We start from the raw sequence: 24,271 nt of genomic DNA on the forward strand, positions 1-24,271 counted from the left end.
CCCGGCGCGCCCCGCTGCCTAAACGCCCTCCGGCAGCGCGTCCCAGTACGCCTGCAGGTCCGGGGCCAGCGGCACCGAAGCGGCCACCTGCGCGCCCGCCCACGGGAACGCCACTCGCGCCGCGTGCAGCGCCTGCCTCGCCAGGCCCAGCCGCGCCGTCAGTTCCGGCGTCTGCCCCTCCTCCATGAAGCGCAGGAACACCCCGGGGTCCCGCCCGTAGATCTTGTCCCCGACCATCGGCAGGCCCAGGTGCGAGAGGTGCGCGCGGATCTGATGCAGCCGCCCCGAACGCGGGTACGCCTCGATCAATGCGTGCCCGGCGCGGCGGGCCACCACCCGGAAGTCCGTCACGGCGGGCCGCCCGTCCGGCACGACCCCCTGCCGGATCGCGATGCGGTTCGCGCCGCCCAGGCCCAGGTCGCCCAGCGGGGCGTCCAGCGTGCGCCGCTCCCAGTCCGGCGAGCCATGCACGAGCGCGAGGTACGTCTTGCCGACCAGATGCGTCTTGAACAGCGTGAAGAACCGCTGCGCCGCCTCCCGGTCCCGCGAGAGGACCTGCGCGCCGCTCGTCTCGCGGTCCAGGCGGTGCGGGGGGGCCAGATCCGCCTCGCCCGTCTCTCGCCGCATGAACGTCAGCAGGTCCGGCACGTCCACCCGCGCCCGCACCGGATGCGTCAGCCACAGCGCGGGCTTGTGCACCACGTAGAAATCAGGGTGATCGAGGATGATGCGCGGCTTCTCGGTGGGCGGCAGCAGGGGCGCGCGCCCCGTCACAGTTCCCACACGCTGGCGTAATCCCGGCCCATCAGGCGCGCCGAGAGGTCCACGCCCCGGTCCACCGTCCGGTTCAGTCGCTCGCGCAGCCAGTCGCCCGGCACGCCCGGCGCGGCCCAGTGCGCGGACGTCGCGTACACGAAGTGCGGGTTCACCACACAGCGGAAATCCACCATCAGCCCGAACGCGAACGCCCCGTGACTCAGGTACCCGTGATCCAGCCCGCCGGACACCAGGAACGTCACGGGCCGGTCGAACCAGGCGCCGTGCAGGCCGCGCGCGGCGTCGCTGCTGCCGGTCAGTTCCACCAGCGCCTTCACGCCGGACCCCAGGCCCCAGTTGTACACGGGCACGCCCAGGAACACCCCGTCCGCCTCGCGGATGGCGCGGTGGTACACCCCGGTCTGCGGGTGCGCGTAGCAGCCCTGCGGCCCCTGGTCGTTGTCGAAGGGCGGCAGGGGCGCAGCGCGCAGGTCAAGGTGCGTGACCTCGTGCCCCTGCGCCCGTAGCTGCGCGGCGGCAAGGTTGCACAGCCACGCGCTGCGGCTCTCCGGGTCGAGGCTGGTCGAGAGGACGGCGAACTTCACCCCGACAGGGTAGCGTCCCGCCGGACGCGTGACCCGGCGCTTGTCACTCGGTGGTCGTGTGGACCGCGCCGCCCTCGCCGACCACCACGCGCGCCGACTGGTCGTCCAGCGCCCCCAGGGCCACCTCGGCCCCGCCCACCTGCACGGTCGCCTGCCCCTCGACCGGCACCCGCCACGACTGATGCGGCCACAGCCGCGCCCGTTCCACGCACCCGGCCTGGCCGCACACCCGCAGGCCCGACAGCACCTGCCCGGACTGGTTGGCGACCTCCACGCCGCCCGCCACGCCGAACAGCAGCCACGCCCACGCCACCAGCGTCCCCAGGCCCAGCAGGCCGCCCGCCACCGACCACACGGGAACAGGGGCGGTGGGCCGGGGGCGGGCGGTGGGGGCAGGCGCGTTCATGCCTCCAGTGTGCCGCGCGTCTGTCGGGCGCGCATCAGCCGTTTGGTGCAGGTGTCACGATCCGCTGGACACGGCTTCAGTCACCCAGAGGGGCACCACGCCGGTGAACAGGCGCGGCCACGCCAGATGCGGCTCGCCCAGCTCCAGGGTCAGGCCCCGCCCCGCGAAGTGCGCGTCCCACACCGCCTGCACGCGCGGCGGCAGCAGCTCACGCAGGGCCGCCTCGGCGTCCGCGCGCTGCTCGCCCAGATCGAAGGGACTGGGACTCCCCAGCCGCTCGCGGACCAGCGAACGGACCTCGCCCTGGTACAGCACGTCGTCCGCGATGCGGGCCAGCAGCGCCTCCGCATGCGCCGCCCGGTCCGTCACGAGCGGCGCGAGCTTCCCGAACGCCACCGCCGACCCCAGCGTGTTGCCCGCCGTGTTCCAGGCGCTGAAGCCCGCCAGATCCGCCAGCGGCAGCCCCCCCATCAGCGTCCACAGCCGGCCCTCGGCGCCGTTCGGGTACGCGATGTCCGCCACGCTCACCGCCCGCCCGGCCCGCAGGTCCGCGCGCAGGGCGTCCACGAACGCCGGGAGGTGCCGGTGCGGCGTGTCCACCGTCGCAAAGTCCGGCTGCCGGTGCGCCTGCCGCGTGCCCGGCGTGTTCACCGCCAGCACGAACGCCGCCTCCTGCACGCAGTCCGCCAGTCGGCACCCCGCCGCGCGCAGGTGCGCCCGCACGAGTTCCCCCGCCGGGCGGTCCTCGTATAGCAGCTCCGCGCCCGCCCCGCCCAGCCCACTGAAGCGCACCCACACCGGGACCTCCTCGGGGTGCAGCGCGCGGGCCAGCAGCGCGCACGGCACCTCGTCCGCGCCGGGGTACACGTCCAGGCGATCCCACACGCCCAGCGCGTCCGCGCGGGCCTCCAGCAGGCGCCGGTCGAAGGCCGCCAGCCCGTACGGCGTGGTGTCGTCCAGCGTGAGGCACAGGTGACTCAGCACCCCCCCCGCGAGCAGGTCCAGCGCGGCCAGATGCAGCGACCGGTTGCGCTCTCGGGTGCCCACCCAGTCCGCCAGGATCTCCGCCGGAACTGCCGCGCGGGCCGCGTCCAGCGCCGCGCGTTCCGCCTCGCCGTGCCGGGCGTGCCGGTCGAACGCCGTCGAGTACGCCCGCAGCTCGCGGCCCCACTGGCCGTAGTACGCCTTCTCCTCGTGCGGGTCGTTGTCATGCGCCACCCGCACGATCACCCCGAACGCATAGATCCGCAGCGCCGGATGCGCGGCTTTCAGCTCACGCAGCAGCGCCAGCCGCTCCAGCGCTCCCGCCAGCGGCTCCGACACCCGCCGCGCCGGGATCATCCCGCCCAGGCACAGCGTCTCCAGGCACACGACCAGCACGTCCGCGTCCGCCGCCCCGGCCCGCAGCCACGCCGCGAGCACCCCGGTGTCGCCCGGCGTGAAGAAGTCCGGCAACGCCGCCGCCGGAGGCACTCGAACCTCCGCGCCGGTCATGCGCCCCAGCTGTGCGGGCAGGTCCAGGGTGGGCGGGCGGGTATCCGGCGGAACGAGCAGCACGCGGGTCATCCGCCCGAGGCTAGCAGGCCCCGGCAGGCCAGGGCCATGCAGACCGGGGGGCGGCCACGCCCTCGCCGCCCCCCGTCCCGGGCGCCGTTCAGGCCGCGCTGGCCGCTCCCGCCGGGCGCAGTCTGCGCCACAGCCAGTGCCCGCCGGCGATCAGCCATGCCAGGATGAACACCAGCACGTACTCGATCACGGGGATGCGGATCACCTCGTTCAGCTTGCCCCATCCGCGCCCGCTGTACACCAGCGTCACCAGCGCCACGAACGCGGCGATGGCCGTCCAGCGCGCCCAGCGGGGCCAGCCCAGGCCGTACATCTGCGTGGCGATGAAGATCGCGCCGAACCCGAACGCGAACATCGGCCACAGGCCCTTGCCCTGCCCGTACGCCACGAGCGCGCCGTGCACCAGCACCGCGACCTCCAGGCTGGTCGTCCAGGCGCGGTTCAGGTGCGCCCGCGTGAAGAACAGGCTGCCCTGCACGAGCAGCAGGAACATGTAGATGAAGCCGATCAGGTGCCCCGGCGTGGACACGGTCGGGTGGAACCAGAAGGTGTAGATGGTCGCCCACGCGAACACGTACCCGTGATACCGCTTCACCACACCGATGGCGCTGTCGGGCACGCCCGCGCTGCGGCCGAACAGCAGCCCCCGGCGGCGGCTTTCCATCAGGATCACCATCACGAGCAGCAGGATCACGGACCCCTGCGAACTGAACACGCTGACGTCCTGCGCCAGCCCGTCGTAGAAGACGTGCGTCTGGATCAGGTGCAACAGGATGAACGCGGCGTTCACGCCCAGCGCCCACACGTTGAACCAGTGCAGCCCACCCGTGTACCCGGGGCGCTGCATCTGCGCGCGGTAGATCAGCCACCAGATGATCACCTGATGCAGCAGGTACGGCAGCCACGCGCTGAGGCGCGTCCAGACGGTCGCCTCGGGCAGCTTCCAGTAGTACCAGGCGGCCCCCTGGTCCGGCAGCAGCCGCACGCCGTCCAGCCGGGGGCCGAGCAGCCAGATCAGGGCGGTGAACAGGAAGCTGAACGCGATGCCGCCCAGCAGCGCGCGGTTGGCCGAGGGGCCGGAAGGATCGGAAAGGGGTTTCTCCACCCCATGAGCGTACCGTGAAGATCATGTCACTCCCCACACAATCAGGAGGTTGGCAGGCTCAGCGGTCCGCCAGCAGGAACGCCAGCGTGTCGTCCCGCATGCGCCTGCTCGTGTAGTGCCCCACGCCCGGATACACCGTCTCACGCAGGACATCAGGGCGACCCGCCGAGGCGTACGCCGCGCGGTAGGCAGCCAAGGTGGGCGCGTGATGAGTCTCCAGCGGAAACACCGGGTCCGCCCCGCCACTGCCCAGGAACAGCGGCGTGGGCACGGCGTCCGCCGCGTGCGCCAGCGGGCGATGCCGGTTCAGGAACGCCTGGAGGTCCGGGCGGCGCACCTCCGGCTCGTGCCACACGCCGGACGTGATCAGCGCCGCTGCCCGCGCGACCCGCGCCTCCGTCCGCGCGAGGGTCTGCGCCACATATCCGCCCATGCTGGAGCCCACCACCCACACCGGCACCCGCCCGTAGGCCGCCTGCGCGGCGTCCAGCAGCGCCGGGGCCTCCGCGACCGTGCGGCGCACGCTCTCCCACACGAACTCGCGGGCGTTCAGGCCCGGCGGGGCGGCGCCCTGCCGCTCGCCGTGCAGCGCCGCGTCCGGCAGGACCACCGCCGCGCCCCACGCGGCCAGCGCGGCGTACACGCCCAGCTTGCCCTCCTTGGCCGCCCAGGCCCCGTGGTACACGACGCAGACCGCCCGCACCTCCCGGCCCGGCGCGGGGCGCTCCACCAGGCACGGCACGCCCGCGAGGACCTGCCGCTCCACCGCGTACGGCTCGCCCCCGACCAGCGGCGTCGCGTGCGGGTCACCCGGGTGGAACGCGCGGGTCACGCCGGGAGGTCCAGGCGGGTCGGCGCGCCCCCCGGCGTCCAGATCCACACGTCCGGGTTGCGCAGCGCCGTCCACCCGTCATTGCCCAGGCCCAGCAGCAGCGCCAGGAGGTTGCCGTGGGTGACGACTACCGTCACGCCCGCCGGGTCGCGGTGCGCGTCCAGCGCGGCCTGACCGCGCCCCCGGGCCGCCGCGCCGGACTCGCCGCCGGGCAGGGCCAGCGTGTCGTCCGCGAAGCTGTCCCGCAGCCGGTCGCACCAGTCCGCGCGGGGCACGCCCGTCAGGACCCGCTCGGTCAGGCGCTCATCCAACGTGACCGGCAGGCCCTGCGCCTCCGCCAGCGGGGCCACCGTATCCGTGGCGCGGCGCCACGGGCTGCTCACGATCCGCGTCGCGCCCAGTCCGCGCAGCGCGGGCACCAGCGCCGCCGCGCCCGCCTGACCCTCCGGGGTCAGTTCTGCGTCGGGTTCCTGTCCCGACGCGCGGGCGTGCCGCACCAGCAGCAGCGTCCCCGGCGGCAGGGGAGCGTCCGGCACTGGCGTGGCGGTCACGCGAATTCCAGCAGCATGCGGTGCGCCAGCCCTCGCCCCGACGCCCGCTGCCACGCCGCGCGCGTGTCTCCGGCCATGATCGCCCCCATGAAGCGCTCGTCCCGCGCCAGGGTCGTCAGCACCCAGTAGTCCCCCCAGACCTCCACCCCCCAGGCGTCCACCATCGCCCGCGACGCCGTCTCCCAGATGGGCTCGCTCAGGTGCTCCAGCGGCGCGATGAAATGCAGTTCGCCGTCCGTGCCGGGCGTCCGCGCGACCTCGCGGCGGTACTCGGCCCGCTCACGGGCACTCATGCGCTCCCACACGCCCGCCTCGCAGAAATGCGCCGGGAACGCACTGAACGTGTCGCGGCACCGCGTCGGGCGGGCCTCGTAGCGGCTGCACCCCCCCGTCTCCCGGTCCAGGATCGGGCAGAAGCCCACTTCCAGCCGGTGCCGCTGCACGTACTCGTCGTCACTGCGCGCCGTGCGGGCATTCGCGATCGCCGCGCGGGCGTGCGCCTCGACGGCCGCCGCCAGCCCCTCGTCCAGTTCGGCGGCCATCACGAGCGCCTCGGCCAGACTCACGCGGATCGGCATGTTGCAGCACGCCACGCATCCCGACGCGCAGTACACCCGCCCGCCCTGACGTGCGTAGCGGTCCATCCACTCCCCCGCACGCCGCCCGTAGCGGTCGTACGCGCGCCGCACGGCGTCTGTCACGTCACGGTTCATTGCCTGCACCTCACTCATCCGCGCAGCCTAGAGCATCCGCCCGCGCCCGACCGTGTGCCGCGCAGACCCTGCACGGCGGGGCGCGCCCCCGCGTGCGTATACTGACCGCAACGTGTTCAGGCGTCCCCGCACCCCCCAGACCCCGACCGGCACTCCAGACCCGCGCAAGACCGGGACCAGCCAGGAGCCGCTCGACCCGACGCGCGTGCTGGCGGACCTCGTGTCGCGCCCCACGCAGGAAGGCGTGCTGGAGGGGGCCCTGTCGTATGCCGCGACCCTGATGGGCGGCAACGTGCAGGGCTACGCGGTCGTGCGTCGCGGCCAGGACCGCGTCGCGGCCGTGTTCGGCGGGTACCCCAAGAGCCTGCTGGGCCTCGCCCTGACCGGCCCCTGGGGGCAGATGCGCTCCCGGGTCGTGCCCGACGGCAGCCGCGAACTGTTCGACACGAACGGCCCCGAGATCACCGCGCAACTCGAGGAAGCCGGACTGCGCGACGCGCAGATCAGTCTGGTCGTACCCCTGAGCGTCCGTGGCCGGCACCTGGGCGCGCTAATCCTCGACCGGGCCAGCAGCGACGGCATCGCGCCCGCCGCGCAGGAGGCCGTCACGAAGTGGGCGGCGGCCGTCGCGCCGATCCTCAGCATCCTCGAGGGCCGCGAGGAATGGAAACAGGCCGCCCGGCAGCTCACGGGCGCGCTCGTGGAGGCCGTCGAGAGTCAGGACTTCGACTCGCTGGGGCACGCGCAGGCCGTCACGGACGTCAGCCTGAAACTGGGCCGCGCGGTGGGCCTCACCGACCGTGAACTGGAAGAACTGTGGTTCGCGTCCATGCTGCACGACATCGGCAAGATCCACGGCGAGCAGGGCCACGCGCAGGTCGGCGCGAACTTCCTGCACGGCGTCCCGCACCTCAGCGAGGCGCAGAAGGCCATCCGGCACCACCACGAGCGCGTGGACGGTCAGGGCGAACCCGACAGGCTGGGCGGTGAGGACATCCCACTGTACGCGCGCATCCTGGCCGTCGCGAACGCCTACGTCCGTCTGGGCGGCCTGGAACGCCTGAAACCCCAGGCGGGCAAGGGCCTGGACGCCAAACTGGTCGGCCTGCTGGAAAAACTCCCGCAGTGAGCGCCGCATGACCCTGCGCCCCGCCCACCCCGGAGACCCACCCACCCCGCGCTTCCCGAACCTGGAAGCGCGGTTCGGCCCCCTGACCCCCGTGGACGCCGGCATGCAGAGCCGCGTGTACGCCACGCAGGACGGCCAGACCGTCATCAAGGTGTACCGCAACCACCAGGGCGAGCACGGCGTGGAGGCCGAGAACATGCGCCGCGCCGGGATGGGCGACCGCGTGATCGACGCGCTGGAGGTGGACGGCATCGAGGCGCTGATCATGCGCCGCTTCGACGGTCACCCCCTGCGCACGCCCGACGTGCCCCGCGCCCTGACGCAACTACGCGCCAGCCTGCGCGCCCTGCACGGCACCACTTGGGGCCGCGTGAACCTGCGCCGCGTTCAGGACCGCCTGCGCCGCTTCCGCAGCGCCCTGGCCGCCTACCCGCTGGACGACCTGTTCGACGCGGTCGAGATTCCCCTGGACCGCGGCCTGCTCGACCAGCCCGCCGCGTTCTGCCACCTGGACCTGTGGCACGACAACATCCTGATCAGCGAACCCCACGGCGAGGTGCTGATCATCGACTGGACGAAGGCCGACTGGGACGACCCGCTGCGGGACCTCGCGCTGCTCAAGACCGGCACCCTCGACCTGCTCCCGCCCGACGAGAGCCTCCAGGCGGCGCTGACCTTCCTGCCGGACCAGACGCCCGCCACGCTGACCCGCTACCGCGCGTACCTCGCCATGACCACCCTGCACGACCTGTACTGGTTCCTGATGAACGAACCGTACGAATTCGAGGGCCAGCGCGACCAGAAGGTGCCGCGCGCCCGCCACGCCCTGGCCCGCCTGCCCGGCTGAGCGGCCCCGCCAGGGCCGGACGCCCTGCGGGCCGCGGGGTATGGTGGGCGCATGGTTACTGTCGTCACCCATCCCCTCGTTCAACACAAACTCTCGGTCATGCGCGACGTGCACACCGGCGTGAAGGAATTCCGCGAGCTGGCCAGCGAGGTCAGCCTGCTTCTCGCCTACGAGGCCATGCGCGACCTCGAAGTCACCCAGGAGGAAGTCACCACGCCCATCACCACCGCCGAGTTCCCCATGCTCAGCGGCAAGAAGCTGGCGCTGGTCGCCATCCTGCGCGCCGGGCTGATCATGACCGATTCGATCGTGCAGCTCGTGCCCGCCGCGAAGGTCGGCCACATCGGCCTGTACCGCGACCCCGAGACCCTCGGGCCGGTCGCGTACTACAACAAGCTCCCCACCGACATCGCCGAGCGGCGCGTGTTCCTCACCGACCCCATGCTCGCCACCGGGGGCAGCGCCAGCGCCGCCATCGCCAGCCTGAAAGCGGCCGGGGCGACCAGCATCAAGCTCATGTGCATCCTCGCCGCGCCCGAGGGGGTGGCCGTGATCGAACGCGACCACCCGGACGTGGAGATCGTCGTCGCCGCCCTGGACTCCCACCTGAACGACCACGGGTACATCGTGCCCGGGCTGGGCGACGCGGGCGACCGCATCTACGGCACCAAGTGAGTGCAGGCGTAGAACGCTCGTTTTTAGACAACCTGTGCACCCCACACTGACCGCCGCTTACGCTGAACCCATGACCGCGTTCAGCCTTCTTCTTACCTGTCCTCCGGTGGAGTGAACGGCAAGGAGAACCGCGCCTGAACCCCCCGGAGGACTTCACCCTCCGGGGTTTTTCATTGCACCTCATACCCAGCGCCAGATTCCCAGCACCAGGAGCCGCCCATGACGACCGACACGAACCGCATCCGCATCTTCGACACCACCCTGCGCGACGGCGAGCAGAGCCCCGGCGTGGCCCTGAACCACACCCAGAAACTGGAGATCGCCCACCAGCTCGCCCGCATGGGCGTGGACGTCATCGAGGCCGGATTCCCCATCGCCAGCCCCGGCGACCTGGAAGGCGTCAGCCGCATCGCCCGCGAGGTCCGCGGCCCGATCATCACCGGCCTGGCCCGCGCCGCCCGCCCCGACATCGAGGCCGCCGCGAAAGCCGTCGAATCCGCCGAGAAACCCCGCATCCACACCTTCATCGCCACCAGCCCCATCCACATGGCGAAGAAACTCCAGCTGGAACCCGACGCGGTCGTCGAACGCGCCATCCAGGCCGTCACCTACGCCCGCTCCTTCGTGGACGACGTGGAATTCAGCGCCGAGGACGCCACCCGCAGCGACACCGCCTTCCTGATCCGCATCTTCAGGGCGGCCGTGGAGGCCGGGGCGACCACCATCAACATCCCCGACACCGTCGGCTACACCACCCCCGAGGAGATCCGCGCGCTGTTCGCCGAGATCCGCGCCGCGCTGCCCGCCCACGTCATCCTCAGCGCCCACTGCCACGACGACCTGGGCATGGCCGTGGCGAACTCCGTCGCCGCCGCGCAGGGCGGCGCGCGGCAGATCGAATGCACCATCAACGGCATCGGCGAGCGCGCCGGGAACGCCAGCCTAGAAGAACTCGTCATGGCCTTCCACACCCGCCGCGACCACTACGGCTTCGAGACCGGCATCCGCACCCGCGAACTGTACCGCGCCAGCCGCATGGTCAGCCGCCTGAGCGGCATGCCCGTCCAGCCCAACAAGGCCATCGTGGGCGACAACGCCTTCGCGCACGAGAGCGGCATCCACCAGGACGGCGTCATCAAGGCCCGCGAGACGTACGAGATCATGAACGCCGAACTGGTCGGCCGCGAAGCCGCCGTCCTGGTCATGGGTAAGCACAGCGGCCGCGCCGCGTTCCGCAAGGCCCTGAACGACCTGGGCTACACCGACCTGACCGACGACAAGGTCCAGCACCTGTTCGGCCGCTTCAAGGACCTCGCCGACCGCAAGGGCCAGATCTACGCCGACGACCTGCGCGCCCTCGTCGAGGCCCGCAGCGACGTCCCGCAGACCTTCACCCTGGAAGGCTTCCAGATCACCAGCGGCATGAACATGACCCCCGTCGCCTTCGTGCGCCTCCAGACCCCCGACGGCGCCGTCGAGGCCACCGCTCACGGCGACGGGCCCGTCGAGGCCGCGTTCCAGGCCATCAACCGCATCACCGGCCTGAACCCCGAACTGGAAAGCTACCGCATCCAGGCCGTCACCAAGGGCGGCGACGCGCTGGGCGAGGTCAGCATTGGCGCCCGCCACGGCGAGACCACCCTGCACGGCAGCGGCGTCGCCACCGACGTCGTCGAGGCCAGCGCCCGCGCCTGGGTCCGCATCCACAACATGGTCGTCGCCGGCATGGGCACCGAACGCCGCCAGGGCGAATTCGCCCCCGGCCGCATTTAAGGCCATAGTCGAATGTTGATGGGTCCGCCCCTGCGCGGCTGAAGGACAGGGAGGCTGGAAGCACCGGCCTCCCCGTTTTCCCGAAGGAGGAAGCATGATCCTGGAAATCGCCCTGCTGCAGATCCGACCCGGTCAGACGACCGAGTTCGAGGCGGCGTTCGCGCAGGCGCAGCGCATCATCGCGGGGATGCCGGGGTACATCCGGCACGGGTTGCAACACTGCCTGGAAGATGACCACCGCTACGCCCTGCTCGTCTGGTGGGCCACGCTGGAGGATCACACCGTGGGCTTCCGCGGCAGCGCCGGGTACCAGCAGTGGCGCGCCCTGCTGCACCACTTCTACGACCCGTTCCCGACCGTGGAGCACTTCACGCGGGTGGAGCTGGGCTGAACCTCATACGGGATTCAAGTGATTCCAAATCATTCGGAGTCGCCTGATGGCCCCCTCACCCTTCCGTCGCTTCGCTCCTCCCTCCCTCTCCCACAAGGGGAGAGGGGACAACGGAACGCGACGACGCTGCAAGCACGTCAATTTAATCCCGTATCAGACTGTCACGAGGCCCAGCGCGATGCCGCGCGCGACCGCCCCGGCGCGGCTCTGGACGCCCAGCTTGGAGTACAGCGCCTGCACGTGGAACTTCACGGTGCTCTCGCTGACGCCCAGGTCGCGCGCGGCGCGCTTGTTGCTGAGGCCCTCGGCGAGCAGGGCCAGCACGTCGCGTTCGCGGGGCGTGAGGGTCACCTCGCCCGAGGGGAGCGGCTCCTCGTCGGCCGGCGCCAGCCACGCGGGCGGCAGCGTCACCAGTCCCGCCGCCGCGCCGTGCACGGCCGCGATCAGTTCGGCGGGCGTGGCGTCTGCGGGCAGGCACGCCCAGCCGTGCGGGCAGAGGTCGGGCAGCACCTCCGCCCACGCGCGCGAGCCCAGTGACACGACCGCCGCGCCGTCCAGGGGTGAGGGGTCGTCCAGCCAGCCGTCGTCCACGATCAGCACGTCCGGTTCGCGGCCGTCCCGCGCGGCCAGGAACCCCGCGCCGCCCAGGATGGCCGCCACGCCCGCCGCGAGCACCGCCGAACCCAGCGTGACGAGCACGGTGGGCAGGGCAGGCGCGGCGGTCATGCCTGATCGTACCGGGGCGGGCGCCCTGCTGGTGGACGCGGGAACGGGCACGGTCAGCGTTCACCCACGCTGACGGTCACGTCCTGCTCCTCGCCGCCGCGCAGGACGCGCAGAGTCACCGTCTCGCCCGCGCGGGTGCGGACACGCGACAGCAGCTCCGCCGGGTGCGTGAAGCCCTCGCCGTCCAGCGCCAGGAGCACGTCCCCCACCCGGAAGCCTGCCGCCTGACCGGGACTGCCCGCCTCGACCTGCACGACCGTCAGGCCCACCCGACCGCCCGCGAACCGCTCACGGAAGCGGCGGAGTTTCTCCAGTCGGGCCTCGTCCATCCCACCCCGCCCGGGGTGACCGTGCCCGCCGTGATCCGGCCCACGTCCGGGACCGCGACGCCCGCCCCAGGGGCCCCCCTCACCCCGGGGGCGGCCCGGGCCGAAGCGGCCGCCACCGAACGGCCCGCCGGGGAGGGCGTCCTCATCCACCTCGTCCGGCGTCGCGGCGGCCGGGAAGTGCACGGGCTGCGTCGCCAGCCCCAGGTACCCGCGCGGCACGCGGCCCTCGCGGGACAGCAGGTCGGCCACGCGCGCCGCCCGCGCGGCCGGGACGGCCAGCAGCTGCCCGCGCCGCACGCCCGCGTTCAGCACGCCCACGAGTTCACCCTGCGCGTTCACGAGCGCGCCGCCACTCACGCCGGGGAACGGCTGGGCCCCGGCGTGCAGCCAGCCGTCCCGCACCCGGCCGGGATTCAGGCCCAGGCTGGCCTGCACGCCCCCGGGCGGGCGGCCCACCGCGAGCAGGAGTTCACCCGCGCGCCCCGCCTCACCTGCCGTGAGTGCCGGGATGGTCAGGCCGTCCACGCGCAGGAGCGCCAGATCGCTGCCCGGATCGCGGCCCACGACCACGCCCGTCCGGGTCTGCCCGTCCGGGGTGATCACCGGCACCTCGTCGGCGTGCAGCAGGTGCGCGGGCGTCAGGACCAGCCCGTCGCCCACCACCGTGCCGCTCACCGGGCGCGCCGCGCGCACCGTCACCACACTCCGCGCGGCCTGCTCGACCGCGTCCGCCATTGCCGTTGAAAGATCAGAAAGAGTCGTCATGCCGTCATGGTGCGCCCCGCCGCCCGGAAACACGCCCCCCACCCGCACAGGCCCGCGCCCCCACCGAACGGCCAGGGTCGCCGTATCCTGCCGGCATGTCCCTGACGCTGACCGTCCTGCCCGGCGAGTACGCCGTCGCCCAGCTCCCCGCCGGCAGCGCCGTGCCGGACTGGGCCACACGCGGCGACCTGTGGTGCGTCATGAACGCCCCGGATGAACTGAGCGTCGTGTGCCCCGCCGAGGGGGTGCCGGACGGCGTGCGCGTCCAGCGCGGCTGGCAGGCGCTGAGGCTCACCGGGCCGTTCGAGTTCACCCTGACCGGCATCCTCGCCAGCGTCCTGAACCCCCTGCGGGACGCGGGCGTGGGCATCTTCGCGCTGTCCACCTTCAACACCGACTACGTGCTCGTCGCGGCCAGCGACCTCGGCCGCAGCGTGGCGGCGTTGCGGGAGGCCGGGCACACCGTTCAGGAGTGAGGCGAGTCTGAACCGAGCTCCCGTGCGTAGCGGACGACCGGCACCACCTCGCCCATGTAGGATTCCGGGTCGGCGTGCCCGGCCTCCACGAACCCCAGGCGGCGCATCAGCGCGTGCGACCGCGCGTTCGGGGCGTGCACCAGCGCCGTCAGCCGCGAGAGCCCCAGCCCCGCCGCGTGCGCGATCAGCGCCTCACCCGCCCGGCGCGCTGCACCCTGGCCCCACAGCGCCCGCTCCCCGATGACAATCCCGAACTCCGCCGACGTGCCGTCCAGGCCCGCCAGATCCACGAACCCCACCAGCCGCCCGTCCAGCTCGGCGCCCAGCCGCAGGAACGCCGGGTCGCCCCCCGCGATGATCGCCGCCCAGTGCCGCCGCACCACGCGCGGCGCGAGCCCCGGCGTCCAGTCCGCCGAGCGGCAGAACACCGGATCGGCCGCCCAGCGCACCGCCGCCTCCTCATCCCCGGGGCGCAGGGGCCGCAGCGTGACGGTCACGGCGTCAGGCCTGCGACGATCTGCGCCGCCCCGGTCGCCTGCGCCTGCCGGTAACCGGTGCCGGCCCACAGGCTCAGGACGTCCGCCTGCCTCCCCTCCTGCGCGCCCGCCGTGCGCAGGGGGCGGGTCAGGGCGTTCTGGTGCGGGAAGGGGAGGGGATGCGTCACGGCGTCGGTGAGGGCGGTGCGAAGGCCCCGCGCCGCGCGCCCCGAGTACGCGCGGGTCAGGACGGTGTCGCGCGTGCCGTCCCGGATGGCCTGCCGGTACGGCGCGGAGGTGCCCGCCTCGTTGGCCAGGAGGAACGCCGTGCCGCACTGCGCCAGCGTCGCCCCGGCCGCCCGCGCCGCGCGGACGTGCCCGGCGGTCATCAGGCCGCCCGCCGCGAGGACCGGGAGGGGCGTGGCCCGCGCGACCTCCCGCACGAGGGTCAGGGTGTCCGCGAGGGGGTCGTCCTGCCAGCCGCCCCGGTGTCCGCCCGCCGCGCCGCCCTGCACGGTGACCGCGTCCACGCCGCTCTCGTGCAGGGCCAGCGCCTCGCTGAGGCTGGTGGCGGTGCCGACCGTCAGGATGCCCCGCGCCCGCAGGGCCGCCAGGGCGTCCGGTGGGACGGGGCCGAACGCGACGCTGAAGACCTCCGGGCGTTCCTCCAGCACGACGTTCAGCTGCGCGCTGAAGTCCTCCTGCACGCGCTCCGGCAGGGTGGGCGGGGGGAGGTTCAGCGCGTCGTGGAAGGGTCTGAGTTCTGCCGTGGCGACGGCCACCGCGTCGGGCGTGACGGCAGGCACCGGCTGCGGCGCGAACAGATTCACGAGCAGCGGCCCGTCTGTCAGCGCGCGCACCTCGCGGATCGCGTCTCTCAGTGCCTGCGGGGTCAGGTACGCGCCGCCCAGGCTGCCCAGCCCGCCCGCGCGGGTCACGGCGGCGGCCAGCGCGGGGGTGCCCACCCCACCCGCCATGGGGGCCAGCGCCAGGGGCGTGCGCAACTGGGCGAGCAATTCCGGCCAGGATCGCGGTCGGGTCATGCCGCCCAGCGTACGCTGCGGACGTGACGTTCCCGCACCCGTTCCGCGCGTTCACGGCGTTCCGGCGCGCCGCATATCAGGCGCAGGCCGCGCCCAGACGGCAGTTCCTGCCGCGCGAGTGGATTCAGGCCCTGCTGGACGGCGCGCAGGCGCGACTGCCGCTGGTGGACGCCCCCAGCCTCGACTGGCCGTATGCCGAGGCGGTGCACGATCCCGCGTTCCTGGCCCGCTGGCGCGGCGGGCAGGTCACCCGCGCCGAGGAGCGGGCGCTGGGCTTTCCCTGGACCCCGGCAGTCGTCGAGCGGGGCCTGGGCAGCAGCGGCGCGACCCTGGCCGCCACCCGCGACGCCCTGACGCGGGGCCTGGGCGTGAACCTGGGCGGCGGCACCCACCACGCCTACGCCGATCACGCCGAGGGCTTCTCGTTCCTGAACGACGTGGCGATCAGCGCCCGCTGGCTGCTCGACACGGGGCGAGCGCGGCGCATCCTCATCCTTGATCTGGACGTGCACCAGGGGAACGGCACCGCCGCGATCTTCGCGCACGAGCCGCGCGTGCTGACCGTCAGCCTGCACGCCGAGCGCAACTATCCCTTCCGCAAGGAGACCAGTGACCTGGACGTGTCGCTGCCCGACGGGACGGGCGACGCTGCTTACCTGCACGCGCTGGACGCGCAGGTCACGCCCCTCGTGACGGCCTTTCAGCCGGACTTCGCGTTCTACCTCGCGGGCGCGGACGTCCTGGCCGGCGATCAACTGGGACGGCTCGCCCTGACGCTGGACGGCGTGCAGGCCCGCGACCGCCGCGTGTTCCGCTGGGCGGCCCGCACCCGCACGCCCCTCGTGACCGTCATGGCGGGCGGGTACCACCGCGACCCCACGCAGCTGATCGCCGCGCGGCTGGGCACGCTGGACGCCGCGCTGGAGGCCTTCGCACCGCACGCGGCACGCGGGGCGGGACGTGCCGTATCATGAGGGCATGACGGTTCTCCTCACGCCCCCCTAGCGCGAGTCGAGACCCGCGTTGATTCCCACCTTCACGCATGTCCGGGCCGCGACCGTTCCAGGCCCGCAGGAGTTCCCATGACCAGCCCCGAGATCAACCCCGCCGCGCTCGCCAGCGAGATCGCCCGGCGCCGCACCTTCGCCATCATCAGCCACCCGGACGCCGGGAAGACCACCATCACGGAAAAACTCCTGCTGTACGGAGGTGCCATCCAGGAAGCCGGCAGCGTCACCGCCAAGGAAGGTCGCAGCCACACCAAGAGCGACTGGATGAGCATCGAGCAGCAGCGCGGCATCTCCATCAGCTCGTCCGCGCTGACCTTCGAGTACCGCGGGCGGCACATCAACCTCCTCGACACCCCCGGTCACCAGGATTTCAGTGAGGACACCTACCGCACCCTGACCGCCGCCGACAGCGCCCTGATGGTGCTGGACGCCGCGCGTGGCGTGCAGGCGCAGACCGAGAAGCTGTTCGCGGTGTGCCGCAACCGCGGCATTCCGATCCTGACGTTCGTGAACAAGATGGACCGCCCCGCCCAGGACCCCTTCGAACTGCTCGAGCAGCTGGAGGGCATCCTGAAGATCACGGCCGTGCCGCTGACGTGGCCGATCGGGGACGGCCCGGACTTCAAGGGCGTGTACGACCTGCAGACCCATCAGGTGCTGGCCTTCGAACGCACGTCCGGCGGCAAGCACCGCGCGCCCATGCAGACCAGCGGCCTGGACGACCCGAAGCTGGACGCGCTGGTCGGTGCCGACCTCGCCGCGAAACTGCGTGAGGACGTGGAACTCATCCAGGGCGCCATGCCGGAATTCGACCCGGCGGCCTTCCTGAGCGGCGAGCTGACCCCGGTGTTCTTCGGCTCGGCCATGAACAACTTCGGCGTCGAGCACTTCCTGAGCAACTTCGTGGACCTCGCGCCGCCCCCCGGCCCGGTCGAGACGAACCTGGGTGAACGCAGCCCGGAGGCGGGTTTCGCGGGCTTCATCTTCAAGTTGCAGGCGAACATGAGCAAGCAGCACCGCGACCGCACGGCCTTCATGCGGGTCATGAGCGGCCACTTCGAGCGCGGCATGGACGTCACGCACACCCGCACGGGCCGCAAGCTGAGGTTGTCGCAGGCGCACACGCTGTTCGCGCAGGACCGCGAGAAGGTCGAGGAAGCGTACCCCGGCGACATTGTCGGCCTCGTGAACCCCGGCGTGTTCCAGATCGGGGACGTGATCAGCGTGGACGCCAAGGTGGTCCTGCCCGGCTTCCCACGCTTCACGCCCGAGACGTTCGCCACCATCGGCCTGCGCGACGTGGGCAAACGCAAGGCGTTCATGAAGGGCCTCACGCAGCTGGCTGAAGAGGGCGTGGTTCAGGTGTTCTACCCGACCGACGGCGCGCGCGACCCGTACCTGGGTGCGGTCGGGCCGCTGCAGTTCGAGGTCTTCCAGGCTCGCCTCCAGGAGGAGTACGGCGTGGAGGTCGAGATGCACGTGACCAGTTACCAGCTTGTGCGCTGGCTGGCCGGTGACCCCACGAACGTCGCCCGCTTCGCCCGGCACGTCGAGGACGACCAGGGCCGCCCGGTCATGCTGTTCCGCAGCCGCTACGACCTGGAGTACACCGCCGAGCAGCACCCGGAGATCGAGTTCCTGCCGCTGCCCAGGGACCTCACGCGGGTGTAAGGGACGCCGATGGACGGGGGAGAGGTCGCGCGGCCTCTGCCCCGTCTTCATGTGACCTTGAGACAAACCGGTCAGGTGGCCCGTGCCATGCTGCGCGGGTGCATCTCGCCCGCCTGCTGGTCCTCGCCTGCGCCCTGAGTCTGCCCGCGCAGGCCGCCGCGCCGGCCTCCAATCCGCCCGGCTACGTCCTGAGCGGCATGCCGCTGATCCGCCAGTCGTACAACGCCTGCGGCCCGGCCAGCATCACGCAGGTGCTGGGGTACTTCGGGTTGCGGGTGGACATGACCGAGGTGAGCCGCCTGACCCGCCCCACCGAGCGGTCCTACATGACGGCGCAGGCCATCGTGGACTTCGCGCCGCGCGTGGGGATGCAGGCGCGCCTGTTCTCGGGCGGCAGCGTGAACACCGCCCGGGCTGCCATCCGCAGCGGCCTGCCCGTCATTGCCCTCCAGAGCCATATCACCGCCCAGGGTCAGGTCATCCCGCACTGGCGGGTCCTGATGGGCTACAACGACCAGACCCGGCAGGTGTTCATCATGGACCCCCTGCTGGGCTACGTGGCGATGGGCTACGACGACATGAACCGCGTGTGGGCCGACCAACGCGGGCAGTTCGCGGTGCTGTACCCGCCGAACATGGCCGCGAAGGTCAGGAGCGTCATCGGTTGACCCTCAGCGTCCGTCGTGCCGGGGACTGAACAGCGCCGCGCGGAACGGCTGCGCCCCCGCAAGGCCGTCCAGGGCCGCCTCCACCTCCTGCGCCTGCGCCGCGCTGAGGCTGGGTGTGCGGGCGTACACGTCCAGCCCGGCGGGCGTGAACGGCGTCCGCTCGAACACCGTGACCGCCCAGCCGTCCCCGGCGGCCAGCACCTGCCAGCGGCTGACCGTGAACCGCGTCAGGAGGCTCACGCCGCGCCACGCCCAGCCCCCATCGGGCAGCGGTGTGTCCACGCCGATGATCAGCCCTGCTCGTCCCCGGCGGGTGAAGCGCACGGTGTCCACCACCCGCCCGTCCGGCAGCGGCGCGTACGTCACGCTGGGGTTGTCCCGCGTGCGCCACAGCGGCAGGCTGGTACGGACCACGAACCACGTGCCGCTCACGACCGCCTCCGTCACGCGGGCCACTCCAGGCGCAGCAGGGTGTCCACGGTGGCCTCCAGCGTCAGGGCGCTGCTGTCCACGACTGCCCACCCGGCCTCCCGGTAGATCCTGGGGGGCATCTGCGGGTCCAGCCCGTCAATCAGCGGCGCGAGGGTCGACGTGTCGTACGTCTTGTTCGTGCGGGTGCGGTTGCGCTCGTGCGCGACCTCCAGCGTGGTGTACAGCCGCACCGGGCGCACCTCCAGCCCGTCCCAGTGCCGGGCCATGAACGCCAGATCGGCCGGCCACAGCACGTCGTCCACCGCCACTGCGAACCCCGCCTGCGCGTACAGCCGGGCCGACTGCGCCGCGGCGGTGCGGGCCAGCGCGAACTGCCGCACGGCCTCCGGCGGGTGATCGGGCGCCGGGTGCGCGAGGCCCGACACGACCATCTCGCGCAGGTCGTCAATGGGCAGGTGCAGCCCGAACGGGAAGTGGGCCAGCAGCGAGCGCGACACGCTGGACTTGCCCGCGCCCGGGCTGCCGCTCAGCACCCAGATCACGCCCCGCCCGCTCTGCCCAGTCCCCTCGGTCATGTCACGGAGCGTACAGTGCCGCCCTGCCGGGAAGGCGCTAGCCTGCACGCATGACCTTTTCCATCGTGGGCCGCGACGCCCGCACCGGGGACCTGGGTGTGGCGGTCGCCAGCAAGTTCCTCGCCGTGGGCGCCCTGGTGCCCTTCGTGCGCGGCGGCGTGGGGGCCGTCGCCACCCAGAGTTATGTGAACCCCACCTTCGGTCCCGAGGGCCTGCGTCTGCTGGCCTCCGGGCTGGACGCCGCCGCCGTGGGCGCACACTTCCAGGCGACTGACCCCGGCATCGCGCAGCGGCAGTTCGGGCTGGTCGGCGCCGACGGCAGCAGCGTCACCTTCACGGGGCCGGACTGCCACGCCTGGGCGGGTGGGTACGCCGCCGCCGACGTCGCCATCCAGGGTAATGTCCTGGCCGGGCCGGGCGTCGTGGAGGCCATGCGTGCCGCCTGGGAAGCCGGTGCCGAACTGTCCCTGCCCCGGCGCCTGCTGGCGGCCCTGAACGCCGGGGACGCGGCGGGTGGTGACCGGCGTGGGCGGCAGTCGGCCGCCCTGCTGTGCGCGGGGCCCGGGCGTGGCTACGGCGGCCTGACGGACGACTGGGTGAACCTCCGCGCGGACGATCACGCCGATCCCTGCCGGGAACTCGCGCGGCTGCTCGATCTGCACGACCTGCTGTTCACCCGCCCCGAGACCACCCGGCCCCTGACGGATGAGGAACTCGCGTGGCTGCGCGCCCTGCTCCTGGCGCAGGGGCACGCCACAGCGCTGCCCGGCGGCCCGTGGGACGCCGACACCGAGGCCGCCGCGTGGGCGCTGTTCGGCACCGAGAACCTGGAGGAACGCTGGGCACCGGGCGGGCAGGTCGATCCGGTCGCGCTGGCGTACCTGCGCGCCCAGTATGCAGGCCACGTACGCTAGCGGCGCGGTACACTGCGCCCCATGCGGCTTTCCGCCACCGACGTGTACGCCTTCCAGGCCCTGGGTTTCCTGGGGTCGCAGGCCCTGGACCGCTGGGTGTCCAGCGAGGAGATCAGCGAGGCGACCGGCGTGCACCGCCCGTACCTCGTGCGCATTCTGGCCGCCCTGACCGCCAAGGGCGTCGTGAAGAGCAAGAAGGGCATCGGCGGCGGATACGCCCTGGCCCGCAAGCCGGGGCTCATCAGCCTGTGCGAGGTGGTGCGCGCCATCGACGGGCCGGTCGCGCCGCTGTCGTGCATCAGCCTGAACTGGCACGACCCCTGCGTGGAGGAGGCCCGCTGCCACGCCCGCAACACCATCTACACCCGAATGCGCGACGCGATGCTGGGCGTCCTGCAGGAATTCAGCGTGCAGGACCTCGTCCTGGACGCGCAGCAGGGCGTCAGTTACGGCCACTGCCTGGGGCACCTGCTGAAACCGAACGCCTGACCGGCCCGGCCGTGTGAACAACCCGACGGTGCCCACCTGTGTGAGACGCCCGGCACGCCGCTCCCATCCGGGAAACGCGCGCCGGGCGGTACACTTCCCGGCAGTGAACAGCCCCGCAAACCGCATGATCAGGACCGTGAGAACCCTCCTGCTGGGAGGCCTGCTGCTCGGCAGCGCGTACGCCGCCCCCAGGGTCGGCCAGCACGACGGCTACACCCGGCTGGTATTCGACCTGCCCGCCGCCACGACTGCCAGCAGCCGGGTCACCGGCCAGAGCGTGACCGTTACCCTGGGCGCTTCCCTGAAGGCCGAGCAGGGCCCACTCAGTGCGTCGGGCGTCACCGCGTACGCCGTGGCGGGCCGGACCGTGACCGTCACCCTCGCCAGGGGGCACGCCAGCGCGAAGGTCAGCGTGCTGCCCGCCGGGGGCGGTCAGGGCGCCCGGCTGGTCATCGACGTGCCCAGCAGCGCCGCCGCAGCGGCCGTCCCGGCCCGTCCGGCGGCCACCCGGTCCCCTGTGCCCGCGCCGGTCGTGCGGCCTGCCGGGACGTCCGTGGTGCGGCCCCGCGTGGTCCTCGACCCCGGGCATGGGGGCACCGATCCCGGCATGGTCAGCCGCTGGGTGACCGAGGAGGACGTCACGCTGGACGTCGCGCTGCGCACCCGCGCTGAACTCCTCAAGCACGGCGTGGACGTTGTCATGACCCGCAGCAGCGACCGGCACCTCAGCCCCGACAAGAAACGTGACCTCGCGGCGCGGTCGGCCATGGCGAACAACGGTCAGGTAAGTGCCTTCGTGAGCATTCACGTGAACGCTGCCAGTCCGTCCGCGCAGGGCATCGAGACGTACTACTTCGGGCAGCCGCTCGCGGGTGGGAACCGCAGCCTCGCCGTGCTGGAGAACGGGGGCGGCAGCGTCGGTCTGGAACTCACGCGGCAGGCGTCCAGCACCGCGCAGAAGGAACTGGGGGACATCCTCGCGCAGGCCAAGATCGCGTTCAGCCGTCAGCTGGCCCAGAAGGTCCAGGCGCGCCTGATCGCCGCGACGGGCGCGGTGAACCGCGGCGTGCAGACCGACGCGTTCTACGTCATCAAGAACCCCACCACGCCCGCCATCCTGGTCGAACTGGGCTTCGGGTCCAGTCCGGTCGAGGGACCGAAGCTCGGCAGCGCCGCCTACCGCGAGGTGCTGGCACAGGCGCTGGCCCGCGCGATCCTGGATTTCTTGAACACGAAGTGAGCCGTCAGAGCGTGCGCCCCCAGCCGACCGGGGGCGCACGCCAGTAATGTGGGCCGGTCTGGGCTCAGTCGGGCTGATTGACCGGGCGGGCGTGGTCCAGCCAGCCCCAGTCGCGCAGGTACGCGCGGAAGTCGCCCAGCAGCTCGGCGGCCTCGGTCTGGTCCGTGCTGGGCAGCGTGCGCAGCCACGCCTCGCCGGTCAGGCGGGTGTAGGCCAGCAGGGGTGCAGGCTCGCCCAGGAACGCCTCAAGGCTCTCCAGCAGCTCCTCGGCGCGCGAGCGGGTCCAGGGGCGCTGGCGGGCCAGTTCATTCAGGTAGTCCGCAGCGGCGTGCTCCAGCAGCGCAGGGCGCCCCACGATCCAGGGGGCCTTGACGGGCGGCAGGCCAGTCGTCACGCGCGCCACCCGGGGAAGCCCTCAATGGCGACCAGCGTGGGGCGCGGGACGTTCGTGCCGGGTTTCGCGGCGAAGTTCGAACGGAGTTTGTCCAGGCTCTCGCTGTCCTCGCCGGGGTGCTGGATGGCCAGGAACAGCGTTTTCCCGTCCGGGGACCACACGGGACCGGTCATCTCGGCGTCCACCGGGCCGATCGCGAAGCGGTACGCCTTGCCCGCGTTGGGCCCCTCGGTGGGGAAGAAGAACATGGCGTTGTTGCCGTGGAAGCCCTTGATGGGGTTGGTGCTCAGGTCGCTGTTGTCCGTGACCATCCACAGGTTCCCGTAGGGGTCGAACACGAGGTTGTCAGGACTGGCGAAGCCGCTCTGCGGGCCGCCCACGGCGAACACCTCCCACAGGAACGTCTGCGCGGTCCAGTCGTCCTTGGCTTCACGGAACTTGATGATCTGCCCGAAGTAGTTGCCGTGCTTGCTGTTGTTCGTCAGGGCGACGTACACCTCGCCGGTCCGGGGGTGAATCTCGATGTCCTCTGGCCGGTCGACCGGGGTGCCGCCCACGGCTAGGGCGCTGGCGCGGGCGTCGGCCAGCACGTCGGCCTGATTGGCGAACAGCGGCTTGCCGTCGGCACCTTTGGCTTCCTGAAGTTTCTTGTTGCGGTCGAAGTCCAGCAGGACCCACGTGCCGTTGCCGAAGTTCGCGACGTACAGGTCGCCTTCTTCGAGCAGCTTCAGGTTCGCGGCGCGGTCGTTCGGGTTGTACTTGCCGCGGGACACGAACTTGTACACGCAGGAGTCCTGCATGTCGTCACCCATGTAGCCCACGACGCGGCCGTCGGCGGCGACGGTCACGGCGACGTTCTCGTGCCGGAAACGGCCCATCGCGGTGCGTTTCTTGGGCGTGGACTTGGGGTCGAAGGGGTCGATTTCGGTCACCCAGCCCTGGTGCATGGCCTCGTAGCCGCTGCCGGCCCAGGCCTTGGTGTAGCCGTCCACGTTCTCCTCGCAGGTCAGGAGGGTGCCCCAGGGGGTCTGTCCGCCGGAGCAGTTGCCGATGGTGCCCTTGACCATCGTGGCGCCCTTCACGGCGGCCGAGCCGCGCGCGGGGCCGGTCAGTTCGATGTCGGTCAGCGCGTCGATGCGGCGGTTGCGGGGGTCGGGCACGATGGCCCACTTGCCGCCCTCCTTGCGCACCCGCACGACACTGACCCCCATGGCTTCCATCTCAGCTTTGATCTGCCCGGGCGTGCGGTTCTTGGTATCGCCGCCGACGAACAGGGCGTTCACGTACTCGTGGTTGATGGTCAGCAGGGCGTCGGTGCTGCTCTGGCCACCCTCGAGCATGTCGATGGGGAAGAAGCCGACATAGTCGTGATTGAAGCCGATCTCGCGTCCGGCGTCCGTGAAGACTTCACCCCAGGGGGCCAGCACCTGATAGCGGAAGCCTGCGGGCAGGGTCAGGGCGTCGGCGTTGCCGGTGGGAATCGCGCGGAACGGCGGGACCGTCTGGGGTTTGACGGCCCTGGGGTCCACGGCGCTGGGGGCGCCGTTGTTCACGGCCTCGGCCTCGCTGATGGTCAGGGGCAGGGCGACGGCGGCGGCCGTGGCGGCGGCGCTGCCCAGCGCGCTGCGGCGGGTGAGTCTGGTGTCCAGCAGTCGGTGCCAGAAGCTGGCGGTACCCGTGTCCTGTGTCATGCGCCGAAGAATGCCGCGCCTTT

Annotated in this window: 28 protein-coding genes; 12 read left to right on the top strand and 16 right to left on the bottom strand. The window is 72.2% G+C overall.

Features of this window, described 5'->3' with window-relative positions:
• Positions 1 to 18 precede the first annotated feature (18 nt).
• The 8 genes from SY84_RS00585 to SY84_RS00620 form a co-directional block, all read right to left on the bottom strand.
• The gene (locus tag SY84_RS00585) at positions 19 to 774 is read right to left on the bottom strand and encodes an RluA family pseudouridine synthase (RefSeq protein WP_046842365.1); all 756 of its coding nucleotides are present in this window, start codon (positions 772 to 774) and stop codon (positions 19 to 21) included.
• Complete coding sequence (locus tag SY84_RS00590; RefSeq protein ID WP_046842366.1) at positions 771 to 1,361, bottom strand: NADPH-dependent FMN reductase; 591 nt, start codon at positions 1,359 to 1,361, stop codon at positions 771 to 773. The genes SY84_RS00585 and SY84_RS00590 overlap by 4 nt, the downstream gene beginning before the upstream one ends.
• Positions 1,362 to 1,404: 43 nt before the next feature.
• Positions 1,405 to 1,767 carry a hypothetical protein gene (locus tag SY84_RS00595; protein WP_046842367.1) on the bottom strand — a complete coding sequence of 121 codons (363 nt, stop codon included), beginning with the start codon at positions 1,765 to 1,767 and terminating at the stop codon, positions 1,405 to 1,407.
• 54 nt (positions 1,768 to 1,821) lie between these two features.
• On the bottom strand, positions 1,822 to 3,333 hold the full coding sequence (locus tag SY84_RS00600; protein WP_046842368.1) for a DUF4127 family protein: 1,512 nt from the start codon (positions 3,331 to 3,333) through the stop codon (positions 1,822 to 1,824).
• Between the two features lie 88 nt (positions 3,334 to 3,421).
• Positions 3,422 to 4,438, bottom strand: coding sequence for a hypothetical protein (locus tag SY84_RS00605; RefSeq protein ID WP_052750984.1), 1,017 nt, complete (start codon positions 4,436 to 4,438; stop codon positions 3,422 to 3,424).
• A gap of 58 nt (positions 4,439 to 4,496) precedes the next feature.
• A complete protein-coding gene (locus SY84_RS00610; RefSeq protein WP_046844813.1) occupies positions 4,497 to 5,270 on the bottom strand; it encodes a serine aminopeptidase domain-containing protein in 774 nt (257 codons plus the stop codon).
• On the bottom strand, positions 5,267 to 5,821 hold the full coding sequence (locus SY84_RS00615) for a histidine phosphatase family protein (protein ID WP_245621364.1): 555 nt from the start codon (positions 5,819 to 5,821) through the stop codon (positions 5,267 to 5,269). The genes SY84_RS00610 and SY84_RS00615 overlap by 4 nt, the downstream gene beginning before the upstream one ends.
• Entirely contained in the window at positions 5,818 to 6,552 is a 735-nt protein-coding gene (locus SY84_RS00620) for a YkgJ family cysteine cluster protein (RefSeq protein WP_245621365.1), read from the bottom strand. Before SY84_RS00620 ends, SY84_RS00615 begins: the two co-directional genes overlap by 4 nt.
• 94 nt (positions 6,553 to 6,646) lie before the next feature.
• On the opposite strand from SY84_RS00620, the gene SY84_RS00625 reads away from it, so the two are divergent.
• The 5 genes from SY84_RS00625 (at position 6,647) to SY84_RS00645 (ending at position 11,349) form a co-directional block, all read left to right on the top strand.
• Positions 6,647 to 7,663, top strand: a complete 1,017-nt coding sequence (locus SY84_RS00625; RefSeq protein WP_046842369.1) for an HD-GYP domain-containing protein — start codon at positions 6,647 to 6,649, stop codon at positions 7,661 to 7,663.
• Positions 7,664 to 7,670: 7 nt separating this feature from the next.
• On the top strand, positions 7,671 to 8,510 hold the full coding sequence (locus SY84_RS00630; RefSeq protein WP_046842370.1) for a phosphotransferase family protein: 840 nt from the start codon (positions 7,671 to 7,673) through the stop codon (positions 8,508 to 8,510).
• Positions 8,511 to 8,561: 51 nt separating this feature from the next.
• Positions 8,562 to 9,185 (top strand): uracil phosphoribosyltransferase, encoded by a 624-nt coding sequence (upp, locus tag SY84_RS00635; RefSeq protein WP_046842371.1) that lies wholly within the window; start codon positions 8,562 to 8,564, stop codon positions 9,183 to 9,185.
• A gap of 219 nt (positions 9,186 to 9,404) precedes the next feature.
• A complete protein-coding gene (locus SY84_RS00640; RefSeq protein ID WP_046842372.1) occupies positions 9,405 to 10,958 on the top strand; it encodes a 2-isopropylmalate synthase in 1,554 nt (517 codons plus the stop codon).
• Positions 10,959 to 11,052: 94 nt separating this feature from the next.
• Positions 11,053 to 11,349, top strand: coding sequence for an antibiotic biosynthesis monooxygenase family protein (locus SY84_RS00645; RefSeq protein ID WP_046842373.1), 297 nt, complete (start codon positions 11,053 to 11,055; stop codon positions 11,347 to 11,349).
• A 153-nt stretch (positions 11,350 to 11,502) separates the two neighbouring features.
• Here SY84_RS00645 and SY84_RS00650 read toward each other — a convergent pair whose 3' ends face one another.
• Positions 11,503 to 12,075: a response regulator transcription factor gene (locus tag SY84_RS00650; RefSeq protein ID WP_046842374.1), complete on the bottom strand. Its 573-nt coding sequence runs from the start codon at positions 12,073 to 12,075 to the stop codon at positions 11,503 to 11,505.
• Between the two features lie 53 nt (positions 12,076 to 12,128).
• Positions 12,129 to 13,169 carry a S1C family serine protease gene (locus tag SY84_RS00655; protein WP_046842375.1) on the bottom strand — a complete coding sequence of 347 codons (1,041 nt, stop codon included), beginning with the start codon at positions 13,167 to 13,169 and terminating at the stop codon, positions 12,129 to 12,131.
• Between the two features lie 95 nt (positions 13,170 to 13,264).
• Between SY84_RS00655 and SY84_RS00660 the strand changes: the two genes are divergently transcribed.
• On the top strand, positions 13,265 to 13,645 hold the full coding sequence (locus SY84_RS00660; RefSeq protein WP_046842376.1) for an ACT domain-containing protein: 381 nt from the start codon (positions 13,265 to 13,267) through the stop codon (positions 13,643 to 13,645).
• On the opposite strand, the gene SY84_RS00665 is transcribed toward SY84_RS00660, so the two are convergent.
• Positions 13,636 to 14,142 (bottom strand): GNAT family N-acetyltransferase, encoded by a 507-nt coding sequence (locus SY84_RS00665; protein ID WP_046842377.1) that lies wholly within the window; start codon positions 14,140 to 14,142, stop codon positions 13,636 to 13,638. The genes SY84_RS00660 and SY84_RS00665 overlap by 10 nt on opposite strands.
• A complete protein-coding gene (locus SY84_RS00670; protein ID WP_046842378.1) occupies positions 14,139 to 15,164 on the bottom strand; it encodes an NAD(P)H-dependent flavin oxidoreductase in 1,026 nt (341 codons plus the stop codon). The genes SY84_RS00665 and SY84_RS00670 overlap by 4 nt, the downstream gene beginning before the upstream one ends.
• Positions 15,165 to 15,187: 23 nt before the next feature.
• Between SY84_RS00670 and SY84_RS00675 the strand changes: the two genes are divergently transcribed.
• The 3 genes from SY84_RS00675 (at position 15,188) to SY84_RS00685 (ending at position 18,513) form a co-directional block, all read left to right on the top strand.
• Positions 15,188 to 16,138 carry a histone deacetylase gene (locus SY84_RS00675; protein WP_052750986.1) on the top strand — a complete coding sequence of 317 codons (951 nt, stop codon included), beginning with the start codon at positions 15,188 to 15,190 and terminating at the stop codon, positions 16,136 to 16,138.
• A gap of 108 nt (positions 16,139 to 16,246) precedes the next feature.
• Positions 16,247 to 17,845: a peptide chain release factor 3 gene (locus tag SY84_RS00680; RefSeq protein ID WP_046842379.1), complete on the top strand. Its 1,599-nt coding sequence runs from the start codon at positions 16,247 to 16,249 to the stop codon at positions 17,843 to 17,845.
• Between the two features lie 98 nt (positions 17,846 to 17,943).
• Entirely contained in the window at positions 17,944 to 18,513 is a 570-nt protein-coding gene (locus tag SY84_RS00685; protein ID WP_245621366.1) for a C39 family peptidase, read from the top strand.
• A gap of 3 nt (positions 18,514 to 18,516) precedes the next feature.
• On the opposite strand, the gene SY84_RS00690 is transcribed toward SY84_RS00685, so the two are convergent.
• Together SY84_RS00690 and SY84_RS00695 are read right to left on the bottom strand one after the other, a co-directional pair.
• Positions 18,517 to 18,969: a hypothetical protein gene (locus SY84_RS00690; protein ID WP_046842380.1), complete on the bottom strand. Its 453-nt coding sequence runs from the start codon at positions 18,967 to 18,969 to the stop codon at positions 18,517 to 18,519.
• Complete coding sequence (locus SY84_RS00695) at positions 18,957 to 19,520, bottom strand: AAA family ATPase (protein WP_046842381.1); 564 nt, start codon at positions 19,518 to 19,520, stop codon at positions 18,957 to 18,959. Before SY84_RS00695 ends, SY84_RS00690 begins: the two co-directional genes overlap by 13 nt.
• Positions 19,521 to 19,570: 50 nt before the next feature.
• Here SY84_RS00695 and SY84_RS00700 point away from each other — a divergent pair, with 50 nt between their 5' ends.
• From SY84_RS00700 to SY84_RS00710, 3 genes are all read left to right on the top strand, one after another.
• Positions 19,571 to 20,434: a DUF1028 domain-containing protein gene (locus SY84_RS00700; RefSeq protein ID WP_046842382.1), complete on the top strand. Its 864-nt coding sequence runs from the start codon at positions 19,571 to 19,573 to the stop codon at positions 20,432 to 20,434.
• Between the two features lie 21 nt (positions 20,435 to 20,455).
• Positions 20,456 to 20,923: an Rrf2 family transcriptional regulator gene (locus tag SY84_RS00705; protein WP_046842383.1), complete on the top strand. Its 468-nt coding sequence runs from the start codon at positions 20,456 to 20,458 to the stop codon at positions 20,921 to 20,923.
• A 136-nt stretch (positions 20,924 to 21,059) separates the two neighbouring features.
• On the top strand, positions 21,060 to 22,163 hold the full coding sequence (locus tag SY84_RS00710; protein WP_245621367.1) for an N-acetylmuramoyl-L-alanine amidase family protein: 1,104 nt from the start codon (positions 21,060 to 21,062) through the stop codon (positions 22,161 to 22,163).
• A 64-nt stretch (positions 22,164 to 22,227) separates the two neighbouring features.
• Here SY84_RS00710 and SY84_RS00715 read toward each other — a convergent pair whose 3' ends face one another.
• Both SY84_RS00715 and SY84_RS00720 read right to left on the bottom strand, forming a co-directional pair.
• Positions 22,228 to 22,557 (bottom strand): hypothetical protein, encoded by a 330-nt coding sequence (locus SY84_RS00715; protein WP_229755686.1) that lies wholly within the window; start codon positions 22,555 to 22,557, stop codon positions 22,228 to 22,230.
• Positions 22,554 to 24,248, bottom strand: coding sequence for a PhoX family protein (locus SY84_RS00720; RefSeq protein WP_052750987.1), 1,695 nt, complete (start codon positions 24,246 to 24,248; stop codon positions 22,554 to 22,556). Before SY84_RS00720 ends, SY84_RS00715 begins: the two co-directional genes overlap by 4 nt.
• Between the last annotated feature and the right edge of the window lie 23 nt (positions 24,249 to 24,271).

It is taken from the genome of Deinococcus soli (ex Cha et al. 2016), assembly GCF_001007995.1.
Classification (GTDB): Bacteria; Deinococcota; Deinococci; order Deinococcales; family Deinococcaceae; genus Deinococcus; species Deinococcus soli.

What these genes read in the sequence shown, in the direction of transcription:
- upp (WP_046842371.1), top strand. Translation starts at nt 8,562, where the DNA reads ATGGTTACTGTCGTCACCCATCCCCTCGTTCAACACAAACTCTCGGTC.
- SY84_RS00705 (WP_046842383.1), top strand. Translation starts at nt 20,456, where the DNA reads ATGCGGCTTTCCGCCACCGACGTGTACGCCTTCCAGGCCCTGGGTTTC.
- SY84_RS00650 (WP_046842374.1), bottom strand. Translation starts at nt 12,075, where the DNA reads ATGACCGCCGCGCCTGCCCTGCCCACCGTGCTCGTCACGCTGGGTTCG.
- SY84_RS00640 (WP_046842372.1), top strand. Translation starts at nt 9,405, where the DNA reads ATGACGACCGACACGAACCGCATCCGCATCTTCGACACCACCCTGCGC.
- SY84_RS00695 (WP_046842381.1), bottom strand. Translation starts at nt 19,520, where the DNA reads ATGACCGAGGGGACTGGGCAGAGCGGGCGGGGCGTGATCTGGGTGCTG.
- SY84_RS00655 (WP_046842375.1), bottom strand. Translation starts at nt 13,169, where the DNA reads ATGACGACTCTTTCTGATCTTTCAACGGCAATGGCGGACGCGGTCGAG.
- SY84_RS00600 (WP_046842368.1), bottom strand. Translation starts at nt 3,333, where the DNA reads ATGACCCGCGTGCTGCTCGTTCCGCCGGATACCCGCCCGCCCACCCTG.
- SY84_RS00700 (WP_046842382.1), top strand. Translation starts at nt 19,571, where the DNA reads ATGACCTTTTCCATCGTGGGCCGCGACGCCCGCACCGGGGACCTGGGT.
- SY84_RS00670 (WP_046842378.1), bottom strand. Translation starts at nt 15,164, where the DNA reads ATGACCCGACCGCGATCCTGGCCGGAATTGCTCGCCCAGTTGCGCACG.
- SY84_RS00630 (WP_046842370.1), top strand. Translation starts at nt 7,671, where the DNA reads ATGACCCTGCGCCCCGCCCACCCCGGAGACCCACCCACCCCGCGCTTC.
- SY84_RS00680 (WP_046842379.1), top strand. Translation starts at nt 16,247, where the DNA reads ATGACCAGCCCCGAGATCAACCCCGCCGCGCTCGCCAGCGAGATCGCC.
- SY84_RS00660 (WP_046842376.1), top strand. Translation starts at nt 13,265, where the DNA reads ATGTCCCTGACGCTGACCGTCCTGCCCGGCGAGTACGCCGTCGCCCAG.
- SY84_RS00620 (WP_245621365.1), bottom strand. Translation starts at nt 6,552, where the DNA reads ATGAGTGAGGTGCAGGCAATGAACCGTGACGTGACAGACGCCGTGCGG.
- SY84_RS00720 (WP_052750987.1), bottom strand. Translation starts at nt 24,248, where the DNA reads ATGACACAGGACACGGGTACCGCCAGCTTCTGGCACCGACTGCTGGAC.
- SY84_RS00595 (WP_046842367.1), bottom strand. Translation starts at nt 1,767, where the DNA reads ATGAACGCGCCTGCCCCCACCGCCCGCCCCCGGCCCACCGCCCCTGTT.
- SY84_RS00645 (WP_046842373.1), top strand. Translation starts at nt 11,053, where the DNA reads ATGATCCTGGAAATCGCCCTGCTGCAGATCCGACCCGGTCAGACGACC.